The 24,843-nt window shown below is 71.1% G+C and carries 19 protein-coding genes; 10 read left to right on the top strand and 9 right to left on the bottom strand.

What is annotated here, in order from left to right; translation table 11 throughout:
• The first annotated feature begins 150 nt into the window (after positions 1–150).
• From rimP to OG878_RS11805, 9 genes are all read left to right on the top strand, one after another.
• Complete coding sequence (rimP, locus tag OG878_RS11845) at positions 151–648, top strand: ribosome maturation factor RimP (protein ID WP_328886755.1); 498 nt, start codon at positions 151–153, stop codon at positions 646–648.
• A gap of 2 nt (positions 649–650) precedes the next feature.
• Positions 651–1,691 (top strand): transcription termination factor NusA, encoded by a 1,041-nt coding sequence (gene nusA, locus OG878_RS11840; RefSeq protein WP_328886754.1) that lies wholly within the window; start codon positions 651–653, stop codon positions 1,689–1,691.
• A 231-nt stretch (positions 1,692–1,922) separates the two neighbouring features.
• Positions 1,923–2,201, top strand: coding sequence for a YlxR family protein (locus OG878_RS11835; protein WP_328886753.1), 279 nt, complete (start codon positions 1,923–1,925; stop codon positions 2,199–2,201).
• Positions 2,202–2,351: 150 nt separating this feature from the next.
• Positions 2,352–5,456: a translation initiation factor IF-2 gene (gene infB, locus OG878_RS11830; protein WP_328886752.1), complete on the top strand. Its 3,105-nt coding sequence runs from the start codon at positions 2,352–2,354 to the stop codon at positions 5,454–5,456.
• 137 nt (positions 5,457–5,593) lie between these two features.
• Positions 5,594–5,887 (top strand): DUF503 domain-containing protein, encoded by a 294-nt coding sequence (locus OG878_RS11825; RefSeq protein WP_328886751.1) that lies wholly within the window; start codon positions 5,594–5,596, stop codon positions 5,885–5,887.
• Positions 5,888–5,987: 100 nt separating this feature from the next.
• The gene (gene rbfA, locus OG878_RS11820; protein ID WP_328886750.1) at positions 5,988–6,461 is read left to right on the top strand and encodes a 30S ribosome-binding factor RbfA; all 474 of its coding nucleotides are present in this window, start codon (positions 5,988–5,990) and stop codon (positions 6,459–6,461) included.
• Positions 6,458–7,357 (top strand): tRNA pseudouridine(55) synthase TruB, encoded by a 900-nt coding sequence (truB, locus tag OG878_RS11815; protein ID WP_328886749.1) that lies wholly within the window; start codon positions 6,458–6,460, stop codon positions 7,355–7,357. Before rbfA ends, truB begins: the two co-directional genes overlap by 4 nt.
• Before the next feature lie 215 nt (positions 7,358–7,572).
• Positions 7,573–11,610: a serine protease gene (locus OG878_RS11810; RefSeq protein ID WP_328886748.1), complete on the top strand. Its 4,038-nt coding sequence runs from the start codon at positions 7,573–7,575 to the stop codon at positions 11,608–11,610.
• 43 nt (positions 11,611–11,653) lie between these two features.
• A complete protein-coding gene (locus OG878_RS11805) occupies positions 11,654–12,607 on the top strand; it encodes a bifunctional riboflavin kinase/FAD synthetase (RefSeq protein ID WP_328886747.1) in 954 nt (317 codons plus the stop codon).
• Between the two features lie 72 nt (positions 12,608–12,679).
• Here OG878_RS11805 and OG878_RS11800 read toward each other — a convergent pair whose 3' ends face one another.
• The 4 genes from OG878_RS11800 to OG878_RS11785 form a co-directional block, all read right to left on the bottom strand.
• Positions 12,680–14,044, bottom strand: coding sequence for an MFS transporter (locus OG878_RS11800; RefSeq protein ID WP_328886746.1), 1,365 nt, complete (start codon positions 14,042–14,044; stop codon positions 12,680–12,682).
• Between the two features lie 189 nt (positions 14,045–14,233).
• Positions 14,234–16,534 (bottom strand): xanthine dehydrogenase family protein molybdopterin-binding subunit, encoded by a 2,301-nt coding sequence (locus tag OG878_RS11795; protein ID WP_328886745.1) that lies wholly within the window; start codon positions 16,532–16,534, stop codon positions 14,234–14,236.
• Positions 16,531–17,049: a (2Fe-2S)-binding protein gene (locus OG878_RS11790; protein ID WP_328886744.1), complete on the bottom strand. Its 519-nt coding sequence runs from the start codon at positions 17,047–17,049 to the stop codon at positions 16,531–16,533. The genes OG878_RS11795 and OG878_RS11790 overlap by 4 nt, the downstream gene beginning before the upstream one ends.
• Positions 17,046–17,867 (bottom strand): FAD binding domain-containing protein, encoded by an 822-nt coding sequence (locus OG878_RS11785; protein WP_328886743.1) that lies wholly within the window; start codon positions 17,865–17,867, stop codon positions 17,046–17,048. Before OG878_RS11785 ends, OG878_RS11790 begins: the two co-directional genes overlap by 4 nt.
• A gap of 169 nt (positions 17,868–18,036) precedes the next feature.
• Between OG878_RS11785 and OG878_RS11780 the strand changes: the two genes are divergently transcribed.
• Complete coding sequence (locus tag OG878_RS11780; protein ID WP_328886742.1) at positions 18,037–18,693, top strand: MarR family winged helix-turn-helix transcriptional regulator; 657 nt, start codon at positions 18,037–18,039, stop codon at positions 18,691–18,693.
• Positions 18,694–18,751: 58 nt separating this feature from the next.
• Here OG878_RS11780 and OG878_RS11775 read toward each other — a convergent pair whose 3' ends face one another.
• The 5 genes from OG878_RS11775 to OG878_RS11755 form a co-directional block, all read right to left on the bottom strand.
• Positions 18,752–19,747 (bottom strand): ABC transporter ATP-binding protein, encoded by a 996-nt coding sequence (locus OG878_RS11775; RefSeq protein ID WP_328886741.1) that lies wholly within the window; start codon positions 19,745–19,747, stop codon positions 18,752–18,754.
• Positions 19,744–20,772 carry an ABC transporter ATP-binding protein gene (locus tag OG878_RS11770; RefSeq protein WP_328886740.1) on the bottom strand — a complete coding sequence of 343 codons (1,029 nt, stop codon included), beginning with the start codon at positions 20,770–20,772 and terminating at the stop codon, positions 19,744–19,746. The genes OG878_RS11775 and OG878_RS11770 overlap by 4 nt, the downstream gene beginning before the upstream one ends.
• The gene (locus OG878_RS11765) at positions 20,769–21,698 is read right to left on the bottom strand and encodes an ABC transporter permease (protein ID WP_328886739.1); all 930 of its coding nucleotides are present in this window, start codon (positions 21,696–21,698) and stop codon (positions 20,769–20,771) included. Before OG878_RS11765 ends, OG878_RS11770 begins: the two co-directional genes overlap by 4 nt.
• A complete protein-coding gene (locus OG878_RS11760) occupies positions 21,695–22,777 on the bottom strand; it encodes an ABC transporter permease (RefSeq protein WP_328886738.1) in 1,083 nt (360 codons plus the stop codon). Before OG878_RS11760 ends, OG878_RS11765 begins: the two co-directional genes overlap by 4 nt.
• A 99-nt stretch (positions 22,778–22,876) precedes the next feature.
• Positions 22,877–24,754 carry an ABC transporter substrate-binding protein gene (locus tag OG878_RS11755; protein WP_328886737.1) on the bottom strand — a complete coding sequence of 626 codons (1,878 nt, stop codon included), beginning with the start codon at positions 24,752–24,754 and terminating at the stop codon, positions 22,877–22,879.
• Between the last annotated feature and the right edge of the window lie 89 nt (positions 24,755–24,843).

The following is a 24,843-nucleotide window of genomic DNA, read 5'->3' as shown; positions in this document are numbered from 1 at the left end:
CTGACCGGATCTGTCCTGAAGTGATCACCGCAGGCGAGCGTACCCGTGAGCGCGGGGTCGGCGGACGGCAACACCCCTCGGGACCGGATACCCTTTGACCTGACACGCGACGAACCACACAACAGCACACGCGGCCGAGGAGTCACCCGGATGAGCACCACCCAGAGCGAGAGGCTGCGCGGGCTGCTCGAACCGCTCGTCAGCGCCAAGGAGCTGGATCTCGAGGAGATCGAGGTGTCCCGGGCCGGCCGCCGCCGTGTGCTGCGCATCGTCGTGGATTCCGACGAGGGCGTCGAGCTGGACGCCTGCGCCGAGCTGAGCCGTGCGATCTCCGAGAAGCTCGACGAGACCGACGCGATGGGCGAGGACGAGTACGTCCTCGAAGTCAGCTCCCCCGGTGCCGACCGTCCCCTGACGGAGCACCGCAACTACGTTCGCGCCACCGGCCGCCTCGTCAGGCTGCAACTGCACGGGAGCGGTGAGCTGGTGGCCCGCATCATGGCGGTCGACGACGACGGGCTCGACCTCGAGGTGCCGGGTGTGAAGGGCCGCAAGCCCACATCCCGCCGGGTCGCCTTCGACGAGATCGCCAAGGCGCGCGTGGAGATCGAATTCAACCGCAAGGACAAGAAGGAAGAGGAGGCGTAGCCGTGGACATCGATGTGAAGCTCTTGAGGGGCTTGGCACAGGACAAGGAGATCCCCTTCGACGTGCTCGTCGAGGCGATCGAGTCGGCCCTCCTCATCGCCTACCACCGCACCGACGGGAGCTACCGCCGTGCGCGTGTGGAGCTGGACGAGCGCGGCCATGTGACGGTGTGGGCGAAGGAGGACCCGGCCGACCTCGAAGAGGGCCAGCAGCCGAAGGAGTTCGACGACACCCCGTCCGGCTTCGGCCGGATCGCCGCGACCACCGCCAAGCAGGTCATCCTGCAGCGGCTGCGCGACGCGGAGGACGACAGGACGTTCGGCGAGTACGCGGGCCACGAGGGCGACGTCGTCACCGGCGTCGTCCAGCAGGGCAAGGACCCGAAGAACGTCCTGGTCGACATCGGCAAGCTGGAGGCGATCCTGCCGGTGCAGGAGCAGGTGCCGGGCGAGGAGTACACCCACGGTCTGCGGCTTCGTACGTATGTCGTACGAGTCGCCAAGGGTGTCCGCGGTCCGTCCGTGACCCTGTCCCGGACGCACCCCAGCCTGGTCAAGAAGCTCTTCGCGCTGGAGGTCCCGGAGATCGCCGACGGTTCCGTCGAGATCTGCGCGATCGCCCGTGAGGCCGGCCACCGCACCAAGATCGCGGTCCGTTCGACGCGTTCGGGCCTGAACGCCAAGGGCGCCTGCATCGGCCCGATGGGCGGCCGTGTGCGCAATGTCATGGCCGAGCTGCATGGCGAGAAGATCGACATCGTGGACTGGTCGGACGACCCGGCCGAGATGGTCGCCAACGCCCTGTCGCCCGCTCGGGTGAGCAAGGTCGAGGTCGTGGACCTCGGCGCACGGTCGGCCCGGGTCACCGTCCCGGACTACCAGCTCTCGCTGGCCATCGGCAAGGAGGGGCAGAATGCCCGCCTCACCGCCCGCCTCACCGGCTGGCGCATCGACATCCGCCCGGACACCGAGACCGACGCCGAGCGGGACATCGCCGACCGGGAGCGGGCCGAGCGCGCCCGCGACCGGTCCGAGCGGGGCTGATCCGGTACGGCATCGGCCGAGCCGGTCCGGGAGCGGACCGGCTCGGCCGGTGGAGTACCCCGTCCGGCTGGTGGATCCATCCGGACGGGAAGGGACCGAAGCGGTCCGGAGCCCGGGAGCGACACCGGTCCCGGGGAGCAGATCAAGGCGATTCGCCGCCGAGATCACGACAACATCCGTTCGATTTTTGCCCCAAAGGGGTGAGGTCGGCGCGGGGAGGTAGACTTAAACGTGTCTGGCCGGACGCACGCCCGCGCTTGCCCTGAGCGAACCTGTGTGGGATGCCGGGAGCGAGCGGCCAAGAGCGTGCTGCTGCGCATCGTGGCGGACGGGGACGAATGTGTCCCTGATCCACGCGGTACGCTGCCCGGCCGGGGTGCATATGTGCACCCCGTCACTGTCTGTCTGGACCTGGCGGTTCGCCGCCGGGCATTCCCCCGGGCCTTCAAGGCCAAGGGGACGTTCGATTCCGCGGCACTGCAGCGGTACGTCGAGCGGGTGACACCGTAAGAAATCGAGAACGGCACGGGACCCCGTGCGGTCAGGTACCTCGCGAGTTGGAAGTAGGTCGAGATTGCGATGAGCACTCGATGAGTACGCGATGAGTACGCCCATGAAGTAGCGACGGTCCGGCGGTAACCCGGACCTAAAAGGAGCGAAGTGGCTAAGGTCCGGGTATACGAACTCGCCAAGGAGTTCGGCGTCGAGAGCAAGGTCGTCATGGCCAAGCTCCAAGAACTCGGTGAATTCGTCCGTTCGGCGTCCTCGACGATCGAGGCGCCGGTTGTACGCAAGTTGACTGACGCACTGCAGGGGCCCGGCGGCAACGCCGGCAAGTCCGCTGCGAAGCCGGGCGCGCCCCGCAAGGCCGCGCCCGCAAAGCCCGCAGCGCCGTCCCCGGCCGCTGCGGCACGTCCCGCTGCCCCGAAGCCCGGCGCCCCGGCCCCCAAGCCGGCCGCAGCCGAGGCCCCCGGCAGCACTCCTTCCGCTGCCGCGCCTTCTGCGCCGTCTGCGGGCCCGCGTCCGGGTCCGAAGCCCGCGCCGAAGCCCGCTCCGGTCACCCCGGTGCCCGCGGCAGAGTTCTCCGCTCCGGCGCCGGCCCAGCCGGCCGCGCCGCAGCAGGCCCCGCGTCCCGCGGGTGCCACTCCCGGCCCGCGTCCCGCCCGTCCGGCTCCGGCCGGCGGTCAGCGTGACGGCGGCCGTGGTGGCGAGCGCGACGGTGGCCGTGGCGGCGACCGTCCGGCCCGTCCCGCAGGCCAGGGTGCCCCGCGCCCCGGCGGCGCACGTCCGGCGGGTCCCCGTCCGGGCAACAACCCCTTCACCTCCGGTGGCTCGACGGGCATGGCCCGTCCGCAGGCACCCCGTCCCGGCGGCGCCCCGCGTCCCGGCGGCGGCCAGGAGCGTCCGGGCGCCCCGCGTCCGCAGGGCGGCCCCGGTGGCGCCCCGCGTCCGCAGGGTCAGGGCGGTGCCCGTCCCACCCCGGGCGGCATGCCTCGTCCGCAGGCTCCGCGTCCGGGCGGTGCGCCCGGTGGTAACCGTCCGAACCCGGGCATGATGCCGCAGCGTCCCGCTGCCGGTCCGCGTCCCGGTGGCGGCCCCGGCGGTGGCCGTGGTCCCGGTGGCGGCGCAGGCCGTCCCGGTGGCGGTGCCGGTCGTCCCGGTGGCGGCGGCTTCGCAGGCCGTCCGGCCGGTCCCGGTGGCGGCGGCGGCGGTTTCGCCGGTCGTCCCGGTGGCGGCGGTGGCGGTGGCGGCGCAGGCCGTCCCGGTGGTGGCGGCGGCGGCTTCGGCGGTCGTCCCGGCTTCGGTGGACGCCCCGGCGGCCCCGGCGGCCGTGGTGGCACGCAGGGTGCGTTCGGCCGTCCCGGCGGTCCCGCGCGCCGTGGCCGCAAGTCGAAGCGCCAGAGGCGCCAGGAGTACGAGGCCATGCAGGCCCCGTCGGTGGGCGGCGTCATGCTGCCTCGCGGCAACGGACAGTCCGTCCGTCTGTCGCGCGGTGCCTCCCTCACCGACTTCGCGGAGAAGATCAACGCCAACCCGGCGTCGCTCGTCGCCGTGATGATGAACCTCGGCGAGATGGTCACCGCCACGCAGTCCGTCTCCGACGACACTCTGAAGCTGCTCGCCGACGAGATGAACTACGTCCTGGAGATCGTCAGCCCGGAGGAGGAGGACCGCGAGCTGCTCGAGTCCTTCGACATCGAGTTCGGCGAGGACGAGGGCGGCGAAGAGGCTCTGGTCTCGCGTCCGCCGGTCGTGACCGTCATGGGTCACGTCGACCACGGTAAGACCCGACTGCTGGACGCGATCCGCAAGACGAACGTCGTTGCGGGCGAGGCCGGCGGCATCACGCAGCACATCGGTGCGTACCAGGTCTCCTCCGAGGTCAACGGTGAGGACCGCAGGATCACCTTCATCGACACCCCGGGTCACGAGGCGTTCACCGCCATGCGTGCCCGTGGTGCGAAGTCCACCGACATCGCGATCCTCGTGGTGGCGGCGAACGACGGTGTGATGCCCCAGACGATCGAGGCGCTGAACCACGCCAAGGCGGCCGACGTGCCGATCGTGGTCGCGGTCAACAAGATCGACGTCGAGGGTGCCGACCCGACCAAGGTGCGCGGTCAGCTCACCGAGTTCGGTCTGGTGGCCGAGGAGTACGGCGGCGACACGATGTTCGTCGACATCTCCGCCAAGCAGGGCCTCAACATCGAGGCTCTTCTGGAGGCCGTCGTCCTCACCGCCGACGCCTCGCTCGACCTGCGGGCCAACCCGGAGCAGGACGCGCAGGGTATTGCGATCGAGTCCCACCTCGACCGCGGCCGTGGTGCCGTTGCGACCGTCCTGGTCCAGCGAGGCACCCTGCGGGTCGGCGACACGATGGTGGTCGGCGACGCGTACGGCCGAGTCCGCGCGATGCTCGACGACAAGGGCGAGAACGTCGAGGAAGCGGGTCCGTCGACCCCCGTCCTCGTCCTCGGTCTCACCAACGTCCCGGGCGCCGGCGACAACTTCCTGGTGGTCGACGAGGACCGTACGGCCCGTCAGATCGCCGAGAAGCGTGCCGCCCGTGAGCGCAACGCCAACTTCGCCCGCAAGGGCGTCCGGTTCTCCCTGGAGAACCTGGACGAGGCGCTCAAGGCCGGTCTGGTCCAGGAACTCAACCTCATCATCAAGGGCGACGCGTCCGGTTCGGTGGAGGCTCTCGAGTCCTCGCTGCTCCAGCTCGACGTCGGTGAAGAGGTCGACATCCGGGTCCTGCACCGCGGTGTGGGTGCGGTCACCGAGTCGGACATCGACCTGGCGACCGGCTCCGACGCCATCGTGATCGGCTTCAACGTGCGCGCCGCAGGGCGTGCGCAGCAGATGGCCGAGCGCGAAGGTGTGGACGTCCGGTACTACTCGGTCATCTACCAGGCGATCGAAGAGATCGAGGCGGCCCTCAAGGGCATGCTCAAGCCGGAGTACGAAGAGGTCGAGCTCGGTACGGCGGAGATCCGCGAGATCTTCCGCTCGTCCAAGCTGGGCAACATCGCCGGTGTGCTGGTCCGGTCCGGCGAGGTCAAGCGCAACACCAAGGCGCGCCTGCTGCGCGATGGCAAGGTCATCGCGGAGAACCTCAACATCTCCGGTCTGCGCCGCTTCAAGGACGACGTCACCGAGATCCGTGAAGGCTTCGAGGGCGGTATCAACCTCGGAAACTTCAACGACATCAAGATCGACGACGTCATCGCGACGTACGAGATGCGCGAGAAGCCGCGAGGCTGACCCGTACCTCAACAGTCGGGGCCGGTCGACGGGTCGTATTTCCGTCGATCGGCCCCGGCCGTTCCGTGTACGGTTCTTGTGTCCCTGCCAAGCACTGGCAGGGCGCGAACCCGAACCGGCGGGACATCCGGACATCCATGTATGTGGGGACACTGTCCTTCGATCTGCTCCTCGGCGACGTACGGTCGTTGAAGGAGAAACGCTCCATCGTCCGGCCGATCGTCGCCGAGCTGCAGCGCAAATACGCGGTGAGTGCGGCGGAGACGGGCGGACAGAATCTCCATCGCAGGGCAGAGATCGGCCTTGCCGTGGTCTCCGGGGACACCGGACACCTCACGGACGTACTGGACCGGTGCGAGCGGCTCGTCGCCGCCCGGCCCGAGGTGGAGCTGCTGTCGGTTCGACGGCGGCTGCACACCGACGAAGACTGAACAACGTCAGAACTGCTCGACGCGGCAGCGCCGGACGCGCAAGCACCGGATGCCGCCGGCGTCGGACCGCAAGCAACCCAGAAGGAAGAGTGACGGACCGGTGACCGACAACGCGCGGGCCCGCAAGCTGGCCGATCGCATCCAGGTCGTGGTCGCGGAGACCCTGGACCGGCGTATCAAGGATCCGCGGCTCGGATTCGTGACCATCACGGACGCCCGGGTCACCGGAGACCTGCGGGAGGCCACGGTCTTCTACACGGTCTACGGCGACGACGAGGAGCGGGCGGCCTCCGCCGCCGCGCTGGAGAGCGCCAAGGGCGTGCTCCGTTCCGAGGTCGGCCGGCAGACCGGGGTCCGGTTCACGCCGACCCTGGCCTTCGTCCCGGACGCCCTGCCGGACAACGCCCGCACCATCGAGGACCTCCTCGACAAGGCGCGGGCCAAGGACGCGGAGGTCCGCGAGGTGTCCACCGGCGCGAAGTACGCGGGCGACGCCGACCCGTACCGCAAGCCGGAGGACGACACCGACGAGTCCGACGAGTCCGACGAGAACGAGGGCTCAGCCTCCGCATGACACAGCAGAACAAGACGCCGGACGGCCTTGTCATCGTCGACAAGCCGTCCGGCTTCACTTCGCACGACGTCGTCGCCAAGATGCGTGGCATCGCCCGCACCCGCCGCGTCGGCCATGCCGGCACGCTGGACCCGATGGCGACCGGCGTTCTCGTACTCGGTGTCGAGAAGGCCACCAAGCTCCTCGGCCATCTCGCACTGACCGAGAAGGAGTACCTCGGCACGATCCGGCTGGGCCAGGACACCGTCACGGATGACGCGGAGGGCGAGATCACCGCGTCGACCGATGCGTCGGGCGTCACGCGTGAGGGCATCGATGCCGGTGTCGCGGCGCTGACCGGGGCGATCATGCAGGTGCCGTCCAAGGTCAGCGCCATCAAGATCGACGGCAAGCGGTCGTACGCGCGCGTGCGCGGCGGCGAGGAGTTCGAGATCCCGGCCCGTCCGGTGACGGTCTCGTCCTTCAACGTCTACGACGTCCGCGAGGCGGTCGCGGAGGACGGGACCCCGGTCGTCGACCTGGTCGTCTCCGTCGTCTGCTCCTCCGGTACGTACATCCGCGCGCTCGCCCGCGACCTCGGCGCCGGGCTGGGCGTCGGCGGGCATCTGACCGCACTGCGGCGTACCCGCGTCGGTCCTTACGGCCTCGATGCGGCGCGGACGCTCGATCAGCATCAGGAGACGCTGACCGTGATGCCGATCGCGGAGGCCGCCGCCGCGGCGTTCCCGCGCTGGGACGTGGACGAGAAGCGGGCCAAGCTGCTGCTGAACGGGGTGCGGCTGGACATGCCCTCGTATCCGGCGGGGCCGGTCGCGGTCTTCGGGCCCGACGGGACCTTCCTCGTGCTGGTCGAGGAGCACAGGGGCAAGGCCAAGAGCCTCGCCGTCTTCGGCTGACGGCCCGGCGGCTGTTCGTGCCGGCACCGCCGCCGGACCTCCCTCGTGGAGCGGGCAACCCCCCGCCCGCTCCACGAGCCCCCTCCGGTGTCTGTCCACCGGAACCTACTGATTCACCCCAAAGAGCAGGCGCTCGGAGTGAATCAGGGGTGCACCAGGGGCGCGTTTGGTCCGAACGCACGTCACGTTGATCACTGGCGACCTACCGTCGGACCATGGGAAGCGGGGACCGGTCGACGCTGGTGCGTATCTGCGATCCGGCCGGCCGGCCACGGGGGACGGGGTTCGTCGCCGACGACCGCGGCACGGTCGTCACGAGCCACGAAGCGGTCGACGGTCCTGATCATCTTGTCCTGTACGGGACAGGGGACCGCCGTTGCCGTGTCGCGAGCGACGCCGTCACCGCGCTCCCGGAGCTGGACCTCGCCCTGGTGCACACCGGGGGGCCCGACGCGCTCGGTGTGGAACCGTTGCCGATCGTCCTGCGGGACCGGATCGGTGCCGGTACCTACGTACGCCTCGCCGCCCACGGCTGGCGCGAGGCGCGGGTGCTGGGCATGGCCCCGGTGACGTACACCGCGGGCGGCCGTTCCCACCGGGTCGGCGCCGCGATGGAACTGGCGCTCGGCACGGACGGCAGCGATGCGCTGCGGCTGCGCGGCGCGGCGGTCGGCGGACCCGTGTTCGATCCGGAGACCGGCGCGGTCATCGCCGTGCTCGGGACGGCACTGCGCGGCGAGCACCCCGCCGCCGGATTCGCGGTGCCGCTCGCCGGCGCCGACGGCCCGCTGGGCGCGTTGCTGCGGCGCAACGCGACGACGGTCCCCGGGTACGGGCGCGACCTCAACCTCGCGGGCGCCCTGCAGCTCGCCGCGATGTCCATCGGGTCCGCGGGCGGTCCGGGCGCCCGGCCCGATCCGGTCGAACGGCCGGACATCACCCCGGAGATCACGGCGTTCACGGCCGCCGGGCGGCGCCCCGCAGTGGTCCTCGGCCTCGTCGGCGAACCCGGCACCGGCCGCACCACCGAACTCGCCGCGCTCGCGGCCCGCCGGGCGTGCGGCAGCGAACCCGCCCTCACCCTGTGGCTCCGCGGAGCTGATCTGCTCGCCGACGACACCTCGGTCGCCGACGCCATCGCCCGCACGCTGGGCCGGGCCGGGCGGATCGTCACCGCGGCCGGGGCGGGCGGCGACATGGCCACGGCCACCCCCGAACGGGTCGCCCGGCTCGCCGCCGACTCCGGCAGCCCCCTGCTCGTCCTGCTGGACGGCCCCGAGGAGATGCCGCCCGTGCTCGCCCACCGGCTGGAACGGTGGACCGCGGGAACGGTGGACTGGCTGCGTGGCAACGGGGCACGGATGGTGGTCGCCTGCCGGCCCGAGCACTGGGAGACGGCCGGTGCGCTCTGTCCGCCCGGAGCGCTGCACCGCCCCGCCCGCCCCGCCCGGCGGCTGCCGTCCGCCGTCCGGCTCGACGACCTCACCGCGAGCCAGGCCGAACAGGCCCGGGAGCGGTACGCCATCCCGGCCGACGCCCTGGCCCCCGGCCACGACCGGCATCCGCTCACCCTGCGGCTGCTCGCCGAGGTACGCGCAGCACTCCCCGGAGACGTTCCCGGGCGGCCCGACACGGACCATGTCTTCGGTGCCCATCTGGACCTGATGTGCCTGCGGATCGCGGTCCGGATCGCTGCGGCGTCCCGTCCGGCACGCAGGGGCACGGCGGTGCGGCGGCTGGCCGCCCAGGTGGCGGGGCAGGTCCACGAGGCGGCGCGGCGGTGTCTGGGGCCGGGCCAGGGGGAGCTGGACCGGGCGGCGTTCGAGGAGATCTTTCCCTGGCGCACGGGCTGGGCGTCGGCGGTTCTCACCGAGGGCCTGCTGGTCCCGGCGGGCGCGGGATACCGCTTCGCGCACGAGGAGCTGGGGGACTGGGTGCAGGGCGCCCATCTGGATCTGGACGTGGCGCTGCGGTCGCTGGTGCACCGGTGGCACGAGGAGGGACCGGGCGGTGCGGCCGGGGCACCCCAGGCGCGCGTTCCGGCGCCCCGCGGCCCGCGGCAGGGGCACCCTGGGGTGTGGAGCACGGGTGCGCAGGGCCATGGGCGGGAAGCCGGATCCGCACGGCCTCCGGCACCGACGCGGGAGCGTGGACGCGGAGCCGCGGCAGCTCCGGCAGCGGCGCCCCCGCCTGCTCGTGGTCCCCATACGCTCCCCGTACCGCGCCATCGGATCGGCCCGGTGATCCAGGCTCTCCTGCTCCTGGGCCGCAGGCACGGCGCTGCCGCGCTGTCCCACCGGCTGGCCGATCTGATCGAGGCGATGGACCGGCTGCCCACGAGGACGGGCGGCCCGGGCGCCGGCCGTCGGCAGAGCGCCGTGCCGACGACGGCCCTGGCGGTGCCGCTCGAGGGCGCAGCTCAGGCCGTTCCGCACCAGGGCTCTGCCCCACCCGGCGCGGTCGGGCGTGCTGTCCGGGCAGGTGCCGCTGGGCGTACTCCTCAGCCGGATGCCGCTGGGCGTGCTGCTCCGCCCGACGGGGCCGAGTGTGTCGCTCGGCCCGGTGGGGCGGAGTGCGGTGCCTTGCCCGGCCGGGCGGAGTGCGTCGCTCGGGCCGGTGCGGCCGAGGACACCGGTCCGTCGGGGGATGCCTCGTGGTGGGCCGCTCACCTCCTGGTGCAGACGCTGCTCCGCGTCCCCGACGCCGGGCCGCACCTCGGGGTGCTGCGGCTCCTGGCCGGGCGCATCGTCCGACGGTCCGAGGCCGGGGGCCCAATCGGAGCGTATGCCGAGTTCGGGCCGTGGTTCTGGCGCCGGCTGCGGCTGCCGGAAGCGGACCGGATCGACCTGCTGCGACGGTTGGTGCCTGTCGACGGTCGGCCGCGGGGCGACGGCAGGGACGCCGGCCGCTCTCCTCGGCCGGGGCGCGTCGTCGCGTGCCGCGAGGGGGACGGCGGCAGCGGCGAGGAGCGGTTCCTCGATGCGGTCGCCCGGCGGCTCACCGAGCGGCCCCGGACCGTACAGCCCCTGCTCTGCCTCTGGTTCACGGACGAGCGCCCGCTGCCCGCCGGGGACGGTGAGGTGATGCGGCCGACGGTCGCCGCCGCGGCTCAGGCGCTCCTCCACTCCCGCCGCGACCTCGCCGTCGACGCCCTGACGGACGCCCTCGTCGCGACCGTCCACCCGCGTGCCGACGAACTGCTCGCCGCGCTGGCCGAGGACGAGCCGGCTGCGCTGTGCCGGGCCGTCGAACGCTGGGCCCTCGACGACGACCGGCGGGCCCGGCGCGTCGCGGCGGCCTCGTACGGGCTCGTCACCGCACCGCACGTCACCGCCGAAGCCGACCGCGAACTGCTGCGCCGCTCCGCGCTCGCCCTGCTGGCCCACCCCGCCGACCTCGACCTGCACGGAGCCGCGCTGATCCTTCTCGTACGGGATCCGCACACCCGGGACCGCTCTCTTCCACAAGCCCTGCGGGTCTTCGTGCAGGGCGATCCGCATCTGTCCGCGGCCGAGCTCGCCGTCGCGCTGCCGACCCATTGCGAGCCGGTGATCGCCGCTTTCCGCGAGGCGCTCACCCGGCCCGGGGACGGTGCGGGCGAGGTGCTGCGCTCGCTCGCCGATATCGACGCCCCGGCGCTGGCCCTGCATGCGGCCGGTCTGGTGCGGGCGTACGTCGACAGCCATCCGGAGGGCGGCCCGCAGACTGCCGCGTACATCGACCGCAGGCTGGAGCACGGGCCTGCCGCCCGCGCCCTGCTGCTGCCTCTGGTGACCGGTCTGCTGCGGGACCGTCCGGCCCCCGCAGCCGTGCGCGGCGCCCTCGCCCGGGTGCTCGCCGCGCCCGGCACGCCGGCCTCCGGGCCGGTGCGGGCCGAGCTCCTCGAGGTGCTGCTGGAGTTCGAGCAGGGCATCCACCGTGACGCGATCGTGCTCGAGGCACTGCTGTGCGCGGCGGCGACCGGATCCGCCCGGCGTGCGGCCGTCCGCACCCGGGCCCTGGTCCACCGCACCGCGATGCTGCTGGTCCGCACCCCCGAAGGCGCTGCCCGCTTCGACCGCAGGCTCGTCGAACTGGCCCGTGACGTGCCCGGATTCGCGGAACTGGTGACCGGGTGGCTGGCCGACGCCCCGCAGGAGTGGGCGGCCGTCGTGGGCCCCAGTGCGCAGCGGACCGTGGAGACCCTGCGCACCGCGATGACGATGCCGATGCAGGCCGCGGGTCGGGAGCATGGCAGTCTTAGACCTGCGTAAGAGATAAACCCACGTACACAGGTTCGGGCGAGGAGCGGTCACAGTGCAGCGCTGGCGTGGCTTGGAGGACATCCCCCAGGACTGGGGACGCAGCGTCGTCACCATCGGCTCCTACGACGGGGTGCACCGCGGGCACCAGCTGATCATCGGCAGGGCCGTGGAGCGCGCGCGTGAGCTGGGCGTGCCGTCGGTCGTCGTGACCTTCGACCCGCACCCCAGCGAGGTCGTGCGGCCCGGCAGCCACCCGCCGCTGCTGGCCCCGCACCACCGGCGTGCCGAGCTGATGGCCGAGCTGGGTGTGGACGCGCTGCTGATCCTGCCGTTCACGACCGAGTTCTCGAAGCTGGCGCCGGCCGACTTCATCGTGAAGGTGCTGGTCGACAAGTTGCATGCGCAGGTCGTCATCGAGGGCCCCAATTTCCGGTTCGGCCACCGGGCCGCGGGGAACGTGCAGCTGCTCAGGGAGTTCGGCGCGACCTACGACTACGGCGTCGAGGTCATCGACCTGTATGTGACCGGAGAGGCGGGCGGCGGCGAGCCGTTCTCGTCCACCCTGACCCGCCGGCTCGTCGCCGAGGGCGATGTGGCGGGTGCCGCCGAGATCCTCGGCCGCCCGCACCGTGTGGAGGGCATCGTGGTCCGAGGCGCACAGCGCGGCCGCGATCTGGGCTTCCCGACGGCGAACGTGGAGACGCTGCCGCACACCGCGATCCCCGCCGACGGCGTGTACGCGGGCTGGCTGAACGCGAGCGGTGAGGCGATGCCCGCTGCGATCTCGGTCGGCACGAACCCGCAGTTCGACGGCACGGAGCGGACGGTGGAGGCGTACGCCATCGACCGCGTGGGTCTTGATCTGTACGGGCTCCATGTCTCCGTCGACTTCCTCGCGTACGTCCGCGGGATGCAGAAGTTCGACTCGATCGACGATCTGCTGGTGGCGATGGCCGCCGATGTGAAGCGGGCGAGCGAGCTGGTGGCGGCGTACGAACGCGGCTGATCCTTCTCCCGCCCACGGCTCCGGCCGGGACCGCGTACTGCGGTCCCGGCCGGAGCCGTAGGCGGGTGCGACTCAGGAGTTGAGCTCCTCCAGCGTCTTCCCCTTGGTCTCAACCGCGAACAGTGCGATCACCGCTCCCACCACCGCGATGCAGCCCAGCTGGGTGAAGACCGTCGTCAGGCTGCCGCCCGACCCGATGATCGCGCCGACCACGATCGGCCCGAGGATGACACCCAGCCTGTTCCACACCCCGCCGAACGACGCCCCACGCGCACGGCTGCGGGTCGGGTACAGCTCCGGTGTGTAGAGATACAGGCTGACGTTGGTCGCGAAGACGAAGAGTGTCGCGACCGATGCCCAGACCGCGACCTGCCCGCCCGAGGTGGCACCGGAGACGGCCAGGGAGAGCAGGGCGACCGCCGCGCCGCCGAGCCCGACGGTGAGCGAGACCCGGCGTCCCACCCGGTCGATGACCAGGGCGACGAGGAGACAGCCGATCAGTCCGGTCACATTGCTCAGCAACGAGTAGTTCAGCGCGGTGCGCAGATCGAGGCCGAACGTCTTGGTGTAGAGCGAGGGCAGCCAGGTCGCGATGCCGTGGTTGACGTAGTACGCGACGAACCACAGCCCCGAGACGACGACCGTGCGCCGCAGATAGCGGCCGGTGAACAGGTCGCGCAGGCCGCCGCGGGCCGTCTCGACGGCGGTCGCGGGACCGGCCGCCGGCAGCGGGGCGCCGATGGACTTCTCGACGTCCTGCTCGATCCGGGCGATGACCTGTTCGGCCTCGTCCACCCGGCCGCGGGAGAGCAGCCAGCGGGGCGACTCGGGGACCTGACGGCGCAGTACGACCACCAGCAGCACCGGCAGGGCGCCGATCAGGAACATCACGCGCCAGCCGAAGCTGGGTACCACCCAGCTGGCGACGAGGGTCGCCGAGGCGAGACCGGCCGGGAAGATCAGCTCGTACAGCAGCACGAACCGGCCGCGGTGGTCGGCGCGCGCTATCTCGTTGATGTACGTGGCGGCAACGGGTACGACGCCGCCGATGCCGAGTCCCTGGATGAACCGGAAGGCGGTGAACAGGGCGAAGCCGGGCGAGACGGCGACGGCGAGGCTGGCCAGTGCGGTCACGGCCACGCCGAGTGCGACGGTACGGACGCGGCCGATGCGGTCGCCGAGCCAGCCTGCGACGAGGGCACCGAGCAGCATGCCGACCGAACCACTGGTGACGATCAGCGTGCCCTGGCCGGTGCTCAGCTTCCACTGTTCGGTCAGGACGGGAAGTGCGGAGGCGGTCAGCAGCTGGTCGAACGCCTCGAAGAACGTGACGGTGCCGATCAGCGTACGGACCTTGATGTGCCAGCGGGAGCTCGGCAGGCGTTCGAGCCTGGCCGAGATGGAGCTCACGGTGGGGCCGGTGGCCACGATTGACATGGGGATCCTTCCGCGAACAGAGGAGTTGCGGTGACCTTAGGAAGAAGTGTCTTAGGGGTCAATAACTAAGCACTTAGATTTCATAACGAAGTGAACCCTGTCTGAACAGGCATTTTGATGATGTGTGCGTCCGGGCATGGCTCACCGGCCCAGGGCGGACGAACCATGGGCCGGTGTGGGCGGTGCGGGTCAGCGCGGTTGTGCGCGCTCCCGGGGCCGTGCCTGCAGCGCGTCGAAGACCCGCTCGGGAGAGAGCGGCAGAGTGGTCACCCGGGCGCCGGTGGCGTCCTGCACCGCATTGGCGACGGCCGCCGCGACCGGGACCATGGCCCCTTCGCCGGCCCCCTTGGCGCCGAACGGGCCGGGCCCGTGACCCTGCTCCTGAGTGATCGACACGAAGCGCGCGGGGAGGTCCTCGGCCATCGGCACCCGGTACTCCAGTGCCTCACCGTTGATCAGCACACCGTCCTCGTACCGCATCTCCTCGAACATTGCCTGCGCCAGCCCCATCACGGCGGCGCCCTCGTCCTGGCCGCGGCAGAGCAGCTTGTTGACGGCCCGCCCTACGTCGCCGCTCGCCACCAGCTGCAGGACCGTCACCTTCCCGGTGTCCGGGTCGACCTCGACCTCCGCGCCCGCCCAGCCGATCTCCCAGAACAGACAGGGGGACTCCAGCGGGGCATCGGAGGAGAGCGGCGCCTTGAAGAAACCCTCGCCGTGGAACTCGTACCCGGTACCGCCGAAGACCCTCGCCACCAGACCCGGCAGCGGAACCGGTGCGTCGTCCCCGCGCCGCACCGTCCAGTCCTGCAAGGTCAGTTCGGCCGGATCGCAGCCGAGCTGCCCGGCCGCGAAAGCGAGCACCTTCGACCTGGCGTCCTGGGCCGCCCTGAGCACCGCGGTGCCCATCACCGTCATCCCGGACGAGGCGTTGGTGCCCTGGTCGTAGGGGGTGACATCGGTGTCCACCGGTGCGTAGCGCACCCGGTCGAGGTCCGTGCCGAGCACCTCGGCGGCCACCTGGCAGAGCGCGGTGGAGGCGCCCTGGCCGATCTCGACCGTGCCGGAGCTGACATAGACCGAGCCGGTGGCGGAGATCTTCACCCGGGCCTGTGCGGGCTTGTTCACCCCGCCGCCGTCCTTGAAGCCGATGGCCAGACCCATGCCGCGGTTCGGTACCCGCTCGCGCCCGTGGTAGCCGAGCGCATCGGCGACCGCGTCCAGGCCCTCGGCGAGATCGCTGTCGATCCCGCTCTCGCCCGGCACGAACGGCTCGCCGAGCCGCTTGAGGTTCTTCATGCGCAGCTCGTACGGATCCATCCCGAGCCGCTCGGCGATCATGTCGACCTGGCTCTCGGACGCCCAGGTCGCCTGGGTCGCCCCGAAGCCACGGAAGGGCCCCGCCGGTGTGGTCGTCGTCATCACGCACGAGCAGGAGGAGCGGATGTGCTGCCAGCGGTACGGCCCCGGCATCCGGTAGCAGGCCTTCTCCGCGACCAGTGGGCTGCCGTCGGAGTACGCGCCGGCGTCCAGCAGCACCTCGCTCTCGCGCGCGACGAACGTGCCGTCCGCCTTCACTCCCGTCCGCACCTTCAGGACGGCGGCGTGCTGGCTGAGCGTGAGAAATCCTTCCTCGGTCGTCAGGCAGTAGCGCACAGGCCGGCGGGCCGCCCGGGACAGCAGGATGGCGATCGGCTCGGTCTTGCAGTTGTGCTTCGAGCCGAACCCGCCGCCCACATACGGCACATGGACATGGATCCGGCTCTCCGGGGTGCGCAGCACCCGCGCCAGCTCCTTGCGCAGCGGGAACGGGTTCTGGGTAGAGGTCCAGATCTCGATCTCCTCGCCGCGCACGTCCGCGACCGTGACGAACGGCTCCAGATGGAAGTGGTTCATCCGGGAGAAGGCGAAGGAGTCCTCGAAGACGTGGTCGCAGTCGTCCCAGGCGGAGTCGGGGCCGGTCTCGTAGCGGAACTCGTAACAGACGTTGGGCCGCGGCCGGAGCCGGCCGGAGGCGCCCGTTCCGTACGGCGGGACGATGCCGGGCGGCGCCTGCTCGAACAGCTCCGGGGCGTCCGGAGCGAGAGCGGCCTCGATGCCGGGGACGGCCGGCAGCGGCTCGTACACCACCTCGATCAGCTCCAGCGCGTGCAGCGCCACCGCCTCGGAGTCGGCGGCCACGGCCGCCACCACATCGCCCGCGTACCGCACCCGGTCCAGGGCGACGACCGGCTGGTCCTTGATGAAGTAGCCGTAGGTGGGGTCGAGTCCGTCCAGCTCGTCGCGGGTGAGTACGGCGTGCACACCCGGCAGTGCGCGGGCCTTGGCGGCGTCGACCGACACCAGGCGGGCGTGCGCGTGCGGGCTGCGGAGCACCTTGGCGTGCAGCATGCCGGGGAGCCGGATGTCGGCGGTGTACTGCGCGGCGCCGGTGACCTTGAGGGTCGCGTCGGTGCGGCGGTCACGGGTGCCGATGCGGGAGGTGGTCATCGGGCATCCTCGGTGTCACGGGCAGGTTCGGCGGCGATCAGCTCGGCCGCCCTGCGTACCGAGTCGATGATCATCTGATAGCCGGTGCAGCGGCAGATGTTGGAGGAGATCCAGGAACGGATCGTCTCGTCGTCCGGCTCCGGGTCCTCTCGCAGCAGGGCCGTGGTGAGCATGATCATGCCGGGGGTGCAGTAGCCGCACTGGAACCCGCCGCACTCGGCGAAGGCGCGCTGCACCGGGCTCAGTTTCCCGTCCACGGCCTGTCCCGCGACGGTCTCCACCGTGCGTCCGTCGACGCTGAACGCGAAGACGCTGCAGGAGGCGGTGGGGGTGCCGTCGATCAGGGTGGTGCAGGCGCCGCAGACGCCGCGCTCGCAGGACGCCTTGACGCCGGTCATGCCATAGCGGTCGCGGAGCAGATCGAGCAGGACGGTGCGGGGTGCGATCCGCTCGGTGCACGCCCTGCCGTCGACGGCGAAGTCGATGGTGAGCCCGCTGCCCGTTTCGCTGTTCATCGGGGGATTCCCTCTCCTGTGGTGCGGCGCTCCAGCAGCCGGCCGAGCAGTACGGCGGCGACATGGCGCCGGTAACGGGCGCTCCCTGCCGCGTCGCCGACGGCCTCGGGCAGCATGGCCGCGAGGTCCTTCGGGTCGGTGCCCAGCGGGGCACCGACCGTGTACGGGCGGGTGTACTCGGACCCCACCGTCATCGTGACGGTGCCCGCGCGGACCGCCGCGGCCACCGTCATCAGCGGGCGCATCGAGCGCTCGTACCCGAACCACACCTGCCGTACGTCCGTGATCCTGACCGCCCGCAGCAGCCCGCCCGGCGGCTCCGCCCGGTCCCACAGCGCGGCCGGCGGGACCGTGACCGTGCCGTTGGTCGTCAGGAAGTCCAGCTCCGCGCCGAGCGCGCCCAGCATCACCGGCATCTCGTACCGGGTCCGCCGCGCCATCAGATTCCCGCCGAGGGTGGCCCGCCGCCGGATCCGCTCGGTGGCGATGCTGCCCCACCCCGCGGCCAGACCCGGCAGGGCGGCCCGAACCCGGGCGTCGTGCGCGCCGGCGTGGTGATCGACCGCGGAGCCGATCTCCAGTGTCGAGCCGTCCCACTCGACCGCGTCGAGCTCGGCCACGCGCTCCAGCGACACGAGGGTCCGGCAGTCGAGACCCTCGCGGAACTGTGCGAAGAGATCGCTGCAGCCCTGGGCGTAGACCGCGCCGCGGGCCGCCCCCGCCGCCACGGCCTCGGCCGCCGTCACGGGACGTTCCAGAGCGAAGTCGGGGAGGGTGCGCTGGGTGGGCGCCACCATCCCGGTGGGGAGCAGGAGCATGCGGACCGTGCCTCCTGGAGCGGCGAAGCGGCGGGTTACCCGTGTCGCCACGGAGAGTTATCTAGCAACTGAAATAGCTAATGCTGAGATTTCTAGCATCTGGGGACAGTCGCCACAAGGGTCCGCTGGCGGGCGCCGGTTGTATCGTGGGCAGCCACCGTCGCACCGCATGCTCGACTCCCGGAAGGAGGCGCGGGATCCCGGCGCCGCCGCCGTGCTCCCACCGCACATGACTCGTAGAGCTTCCGGCAGTCCCGACGCGGTCGACCTCATCCTCGAGCAGTGGAAGCGGGAGCTGCCCGCTCTCGACGCCTCCCCGATGGAGGTGCTCGGGCGGCTCCACCGCAGTTTCCTGCGCTACCAGGGACTGTTGTCCGACCTCTTCGACTGCTTCGACCTGAACATGGCGTCCTTCGACGTGCTCGCGGCTCTGCGCAGGTCAGGGCCGCCCTACCGGTGCACTGCCGGTGAACTCGCCGACATATCCCTGGTCACCACCGGCGGTATCACCCTGCGTCTGGACCGGCTGGAGAAGGCAGGTCTGGTGACTCGGGAGCGCGATCCCGGCGACCGCAGGGTCGTCCACGCGCGGCTCACCGACCGGGGGATCGAGATCGCCGAAGTGGTCGCGGTCGCGCACTTCGCCAACGAGGAGCGGATGCTGGCCGAGCTGACCGGGGCCGAGCGGCGTCAGCTGGGCCGGCTGCTCGGCAAGCTGGAGCGCTCCCTGGAGACGGCGGAACGGACACCGCCCGATCCCGGGGCGGCCGCGGCGGCCATCCGGCCGGGCCGGAAGACCGCCCCGCACTCGGTATCTGAGCGCTGAGGCACCATGCACAGGCCGAGGCCGGCCGGAGACACCCCGGCCGGCCTCGGACAGCGCCTCAGGGCTGCGAGCCAACCACCGCGTTCGCCCAGTGGCACGCCACCTGAGCCTTCCCGCCCCCAGCGAGCACGGGCAGGTCCTTCGTGCGGCACGCGTCCGCCACCCCCGCCCGCTCCGCCTCGCCCGAGGCGAGGATCTGGCAGCGCGCATGGAACCGGCAGCCGGACGGCACCTTGGACGGGTCCGGCGGTTCGCCCGTGAGGATCACCGGATCACCCGCGGCCTCCGGCAGCACCGACAGCAGGGCCTGGGTGTACGGATGCTGCGGAGCCGTGAGGACCTGCTCGACCTCGCCCGTCTCGACGATCCGGCCGAGATACATGACGGCGACCCGGTCGGCGATGTTCCACGCCAGACCGAGGTCGTGCGTGACCACCAGCGCGGACAGCCCCAGCTCGTTCCGCAGCCGCAGCATCAGGGCCAGGATCTCGCCGCGCACCGACGCGTCCAGCGAGGCCACCGGCTCGTCGGCCACGATGAGTTCGGGCTCCAGGACGAGGGCGCCCGCGATCACGATGCGCTGGCGCTGACCGCCCGACAGCTCGTGCGGGTAGCGCAGGAAGAACCGCTCGGGGGGCCGCAGCCCCGCCCGCGACAGGGCCTGCGTCACGGCGGCCCGTTCGTCCCCCGCGTACCCGTGGATCCGCAGACCCTCCGCCACCGCGTCGTACACGGTGTGCCGCGGATTGAGCGAACCGCTGGGGTCCTGGAGCACCAGCTGCACACGCTTGCGGTACGCCTTGAGTGCGCGGCCCGCGTAGTCGAGCGGCTTGCCGTCGAACGTGACCGCCCCGGCCGTCGGGGGGACGAGCCCCAGCAGGGAGCGGGCCAGTGTCGTCTTGCCGCACCCGGACTCGCCGACCAGCGCGACGATCTCACCGGGCCGGATGTCCAGGTCGACGCCGTCCACCGCGCGCGCCGTCGCAGCGCCGCGCCGGCCGGGGAAGGTGACCTTCAGTCCCTCGGCGCTGAGCAGGGGAGTGGTGGTGGTCATGATGTGCTCCTCGCTTCCTCGGCGCCCGGCAGGAGCGGGGCGCCGGCCGCCCCCGGCCCCACCAGCACACAGGCAGCCCGCCGCGCCGTTCCGGCGTCCCGCAGCTCCTGGTCCTGCGTGGTGCAGGAGTCCAGCGCCACCGGGCAGCGCGGATGGAACGTGCAGCCGGCCGGCAGCGCCGACGGGTCCGGCGGGTCACCCGGCAGCCCGCGTGGAGCGAACCGGGACGACCGGTCGCCGATCCGCGGGAAGGCGCCCGACAGGGCCTTGCTGTACGGGTGGTGCGCGCTCGCGAAGACCTCGGAGGCGGGGCCCTCCTCCACGATCCGCCCCGCGTACATCACGGCGAGCCGGTCGCAGGTGTCCGACAGTACCGCCAGGTCATGGCTGATCATGACGAGGCCGAGGTCCTGGTGGGACACCAGCTGTCCGATGAGCCGCAGGATCTGCGCCTGGATCATCACATCGAGGGCCGTCGTCGGCTCGTCCGCGATGATCAGGCCCGGGTCGCAGGCCAGCGCCATCGCGATCATCACGCGCTGCCGCTGACCGCCGGAGAGCTCGTGCGGATACGCGCTGGCGCGCGCGGCCGGCAGTCCCACCTGCTCCAGGAGTTCACCGGCCCTCTTCCTGGCGCCGGCCGGTGTCGCCTTCTTGTGCAGCAGGATCGGTTCGGCGATCTGGTCCCCGATGCGGTGCACGGCGTTGAGCGAGTGCATCGCGCCCTGGAACACGATCGAGGCGCCCGCCCAGCGCACGGCCCTGACCTGCCCCCACTTCATGGTGAGGACGTCCTCGCCGTTCAGCAGGATCTCGCCGGTGACCTTCGTCCGGGCGGGCAGCAGCCGCAGCAGCGCGAGTGCGAGCGTCGACTTGCCGCACCCCGACTCCCCGGCGATGCCCACCTTCTGGCCGGCTTCGACGGTGAGGTTCACGCCGCGGACCGCCCGGGCTCCGCCGGCGTACGTCACCGAGAGGTCGCGTACCTCGAGAAGCGGTGCTCTCCGGATGCTCGGTGTACTCAACGGGCCACCCCCAGCTTGGGATTGAGGACGGACTCGATCGCTCGGCCGCACAGTGTGAAGGACAGTGCGACCACGGCGATGGCGATGCCGGGCGGCGCCAGGTACCACCAGTCGCCCGCGCTCACGGCGCCCGCCTCACGCGCGTCCTGGAGCATGCCGCCCCAGGACGTGATGGTCGGGTCGCCGAGGCCGAGGAAGGCGAGCGTCGCCTCGGTGAGGATCGCGCCGGAGATCGCGAGCGTGGTCTGCGCGAGCACCAGCGGCATCACGTTCGGCAGGACGTGGCGGGTCATGATGTGCCCGTGACTGCCGCCCAGGGCGCGGGCGCGCTCGATGTACGGGCGGGACTCCACGGCGAGTGTCTGGGCGCGCACGAGCCGGGCGGTGGTCGGCCAGGTCGTGACGCCGATGGCGAGGATGACCGTCCAGATGGAGCGGTCCATCACCGTGGCGAGCGCGATCGCGAGGACCAGGGTCGGCATCACGAGGAACCAGTCGGTGACACGCATCAGCACCGTCGAGTACCAGCCGGGGAAGTGGCCCGCGACGATTCCGACGACCGTGCCGATCGCCACGCACAGGAACGCGGCGAGCAGCCCCACGGTGAGGGAGACGCGCGCCCCCCAGACCAGGAGGGCAAGAACGCTGCGCCCGAACTGGTCCGTACCGAGCGGGAATTCACCGCTGGGCGATTCGAGGGCGCCCCCCGGCGCGTCGGTGACGCTCTGTGAGTCGTCGCCGACGAGCGTGGGCGCGAACACCGCGATCAGTGCGATCACGACGAGTCCGGCCAGCCCCCACAGGCCGCCCCGGTGCGTGCGGTACTCCCGCCAGAAGCGGGCCAGGGACTGGCGCTTGCGGGCCCGGGCGAGTGCGCGCGGGCTCTTGGGCGCGTCGTTCTGCACGGACAGTTGTTCGGTCGTCATCGGCCCACCCGGGGATCGAGCAGCGGATACAGCACATCGGCGAGAGTGTTCGCCAGGATCACCGCGGTGGCGAAGACGAAGAACAGTCCCTGGACGAGGGGGAGGTCGGGCACGCTCAGTGCCTGGTAGAAGAGACCGCCGAGGCCCGGCCAGGAGAACACCGTCTCGACCAGGATCTGCCCCGCCACGACATGCCCCAGGTTCACGAACATCAGCGTGAACGTCGGGAGCATCGCGTTCGGGACCGCGTGCTTGCGGCGCACGACGTCGTCGCGCAGGCCCTTGGCCCTGGCCGTCGTCAGATAGTCGCTGCCCATCTCGTCGAGGAGCGAGGAACGCATCACGAGGAGCGTCTGCGCGTATCCGACCGCGACGAGCGTGATCACCGGCAGGACGAGGTGATGGGCGACATCGAGGACGTATGCGAGCCCCGTCTCGCCGCCCGACTCCAGACCGCCCGTCGGGAACATGCCGGGGATCGGGCCGATGCCCACCGAGAGGACGATGATGAGGAGCAGACCCAGCCAGAACGACGGCACCGAGTAGAGCGTCAGCGCGAACGCCGTGTTGAAGCGGTCGCTGCGGGAGCCGTTGCGCCAGGCGGTACGGGTGCCCAGCCAGATGCCGAGCGCCGTGTACAGGACGTACGCCGTGCCGGTGAGCAGCAGCGTCGCCGGCAGAGCCGCGGTGATCTTGTCGATGACGGGGGCGTGGAACTGGTACGAGGTACCGAAGTCCCCGGTCAGCGCGTCACCCACGTAACCGGTGAACTGCTTCCAGAGCGGCTGGTCGAGGCCGAACTGGTGACGGAGCGACTCCAGCTGCTCGGCGGAGACGGGGCGGCCGCCGGTCATCTGCTTCACGGGGTCGCTGGGGATGAGCCGGAAGAGGAAGAAGCTGGTGACCAGAACGGCGAACAGCGAGACGGCCGCTCCCGCGATCTTGGCCGCCACGTATTGGAGATAGACCTTGGCGGTGCGTGCCCGTGTGCCGTCGGCGGCTGCCGACGCGGCCGGAGCAGGCCCGTCGGTGTCCGCATCCGGAGTCTGCGCGAGCACCGGAGTGCTGTCAGCTGTCATGAGGAACTCTCGTTGCTCGTACTGCACCTGGAGGGCCCGGCAAGGGGCGCGATGGCGTGCCACGCACCGTTGCCGGTCCCTCCCATCCCGTTCGCGTGATTATTCGCGCTCCTCCGCCGTGCTGCGGCGGCGCCTCGCCAGGAAGAACCCGCCACCGGCGACCACCACGACCGCCACGACGATGCCGATGACGACACCGGTGGAGCTGCCGCCGCTGTCGCTCGCCGAACCGTTCTTGCCGTCGGCCACCGGAACGGCCGACCACCAGCTCCAGTACCCGTCCTGCCCGTAGATGTTGCCGGCGGCCTCGGGCATCGTAGTGATCGACTGGATCTGGTCGGTGCGGTACGCCTCGACCGCGTTCGGGTACGCGAGGATGTTCATGTACCCGGAGTCGTACATCCACGACTCCATCTGCTTGACGATGTCCGCCCGTTTGGCGGGGTCGTACTCGGCGAGCTGCTTCTTGTACAGCGCGTCGTACGTCTTGTCGCAGATGAAGTTGTCCGTGGCCGCGCTGTCCTTGGCCTTGGCGGGCAGCGCGGCGCACGTGTGGATGCCGAGCACGAAGTCCGGGTCCGGGTTCACGGACCAGCCATCGAAGGCGAGGTCGTACTCACCGGCGTACCAGGGCACGGAGACGTCGTCGCGGCAGTCGACCTTGAGGCCGATGCCGAGTTTGCCCCACCACTCCTTGAGGTACTTGCCGATCGCCTTGTCGTTCGGGTCCGTGGCGTGGCACAGGATGCGCAGGTCGAGCGGCTTGCCGTCCTTGCCGACGCGCCTGTCACCCTTGAGCGTGTACCCCGCCTGGTCGAGGAGCTCGGCCGCCCGGTCGGGGTCGTACGCCAGCTTCTGACTGTCCGACGGCTGCCAGAAGTAGTCCGAGAACCGCGGCGGAATGTAGCCCTGACCCTCGACGGCGTGGCCCCGGAAGACCTTGTCGATGATGGTCGCGCGGTCGATCGACAGGAAGAGCGCCTGGCGGACCTTCTGGTCGAGCAGGGCCTTGCTGCCGTCGCCGAACTTCTTGCCGTCCTTGGTCTGCGCGCCCGGGTTGGTGGCCAGCGCGAGGAAGCGGCGGCCCGGACCCTCGTTGACCTTGATGTTCTTGTCGCCCTTGAGGGACGTGGCCTGAGCGGGCGTCAGCGCGGGGGAGCCCGCGACGAACGAGACCTCGCCCTTGCGCAGGGCGGCGACCGCGGCGTCCTGGTCCTTGTACGTCTTGAAGACGAGCTCGTCGAACTTCGACGCGCCCCGCCAGAATTTCTTGTTGGCCTTGAGCTTCACGTACTGGTCGACCTTGTAGTCGGTCAGGACGAACGGCCCGTTGCCCACGATCGGGAACTTCGTGTCGTTGTTGAACTTGGAGAAGTCACCGACCTTCTCCCAGACGTGCTTCGGGACGATCGGCACATCGAGCGCGGCCATGGTGGCCTGAGGCTGTTTCAGCTCTATGACCAGCTTGTCCGGACTGGGAGCCGTCACCTTCTTGAAGTTCGCGACGAAGCTGCCATTGGCCGTGGCGGCGCCCTCGTCGGTCATCATCTTGTTGAAGGTCCATGCCGCGTCCTCGGCGGTGGCCTGCTGCCCGTCCGACCATGTGGAGTTGGGCCGGATGGTGTACGTCCACGTCAACTTGTCCGCGGACGGCTCCCACTTGGTGGCGAGGCCGGGGACCGTGTGGTTGTCCTTGGCGTCGTAGTTGGTGAGGTAGTCGTACATGAGCCGGTGGACGCTGGTGCTGAGCAGTCGCTGAGCGAGGAACGGGCTGAGGGAGTCGATGCTCTGTGCGACCGCGACGGTCAGCGTCGTGCTGCCGCCGTCTGCGGCCTGCGCCTGCTGCGGGGCGGCGCCGGGGAGCATCCCCGGGACGATCGATCCGGCTGCCAGCGCAAGGGCCGCCGCACTGGAGGCCAGGAGGGTACGCAAACGTGGGCGTGGCAGAGCGGAGGATGGCAGGAATCTTGTGACCATGTGGAGGGACCTCGCGTCATGACTCGCACGGAGAAGGCGGTTGATCTCGGGTTCGCCAGCTGGTGATGCGAAGGTCTACCAGCGGTGCC

The organism is Streptomyces sp. NBC_00316 (genome assembly GCF_036158715.1).
Taxonomy (GTDB): Bacteria; Actinomycetota; Actinomycetes; order Streptomycetales; family Streptomycetaceae; genus Streptomyces.
Note: the sequence above shows the minus strand (reverse complement) of the source record. Positions and strands in the feature narration are given on the sequence as shown.

Excerpts from the sequence above, each read along its gene's own strand:
- rimP (WP_328886755.1), top strand. The coding sequence starts at position 151 with ATGAGCACCACCCAGAGCGAGAGGCTGCGCGGGCTGCTCGAACCGCTC.
- OG878_RS11825 (WP_328886751.1), top strand. The coding sequence starts at position 5,594 with ATGTATGTGGGGACACTGTCCTTCGATCTGCTCCTCGGCGACGTACGG.
- truB (WP_328886749.1), top strand. The coding sequence starts at position 6,458 with ATGACACAGCAGAACAAGACGCCGGACGGCCTTGTCATCGTCGACAAG.
- OG878_RS11810 (WP_328886748.1), top strand. The coding sequence starts at position 7,573 with ATGGGAAGCGGGGACCGGTCGACGCTGGTGCGTATCTGCGATCCGGCC.
- OG878_RS11800 (WP_328886746.1), bottom strand. The coding sequence starts at position 14,044 with ATGTCAATCGTGGCCACCGGCCCCACCGTGAGCTCCATCTCGGCCAGG.
- OG878_RS11795 (WP_328886745.1), bottom strand. The coding sequence starts at position 16,534 with ATGACCACCTCCCGCATCGGCACCCGTGACCGCCGCACCGACGCGACC.
- OG878_RS11790 (WP_328886744.1), bottom strand. The coding sequence starts at position 17,049 with ATGAACAGCGAAACGGGCAGCGGGCTCACCATCGACTTCGCCGTCGAC.
- OG878_RS11785 (WP_328886743.1), bottom strand. The coding sequence starts at position 17,867 with ATGCTCCTGCTCCCCACCGGGATGGTGGCGCCCACCCAGCGCACCCTC.
- OG878_RS11780 (WP_328886742.1), top strand. The coding sequence starts at position 18,037 with ATGCTCGACTCCCGGAAGGAGGCGCGGGATCCCGGCGCCGCCGCCGTG.
- OG878_RS11775 (WP_328886741.1), bottom strand. The coding sequence starts at position 19,747 with ATGACCACCACCACTCCCCTGCTCAGCGCCGAGGGACTGAAGGTCACC.
- OG878_RS11765 (WP_328886739.1), bottom strand. The coding sequence starts at position 21,698 with ATGACGACCGAACAACTGTCCGTGCAGAACGACGCGCCCAAGAGCCCG.
- OG878_RS11760 (WP_328886738.1), bottom strand. The coding sequence starts at position 22,777 with ATGACAGCTGACAGCACTCCGGTGCTCGCGCAGACTCCGGATGCGGAC.
- OG878_RS11755 (WP_328886737.1), bottom strand. The coding sequence starts at position 24,754 with ATGGTCACAAGATTCCTGCCATCCTCCGCTCTGCCACGCCCACGTTTG.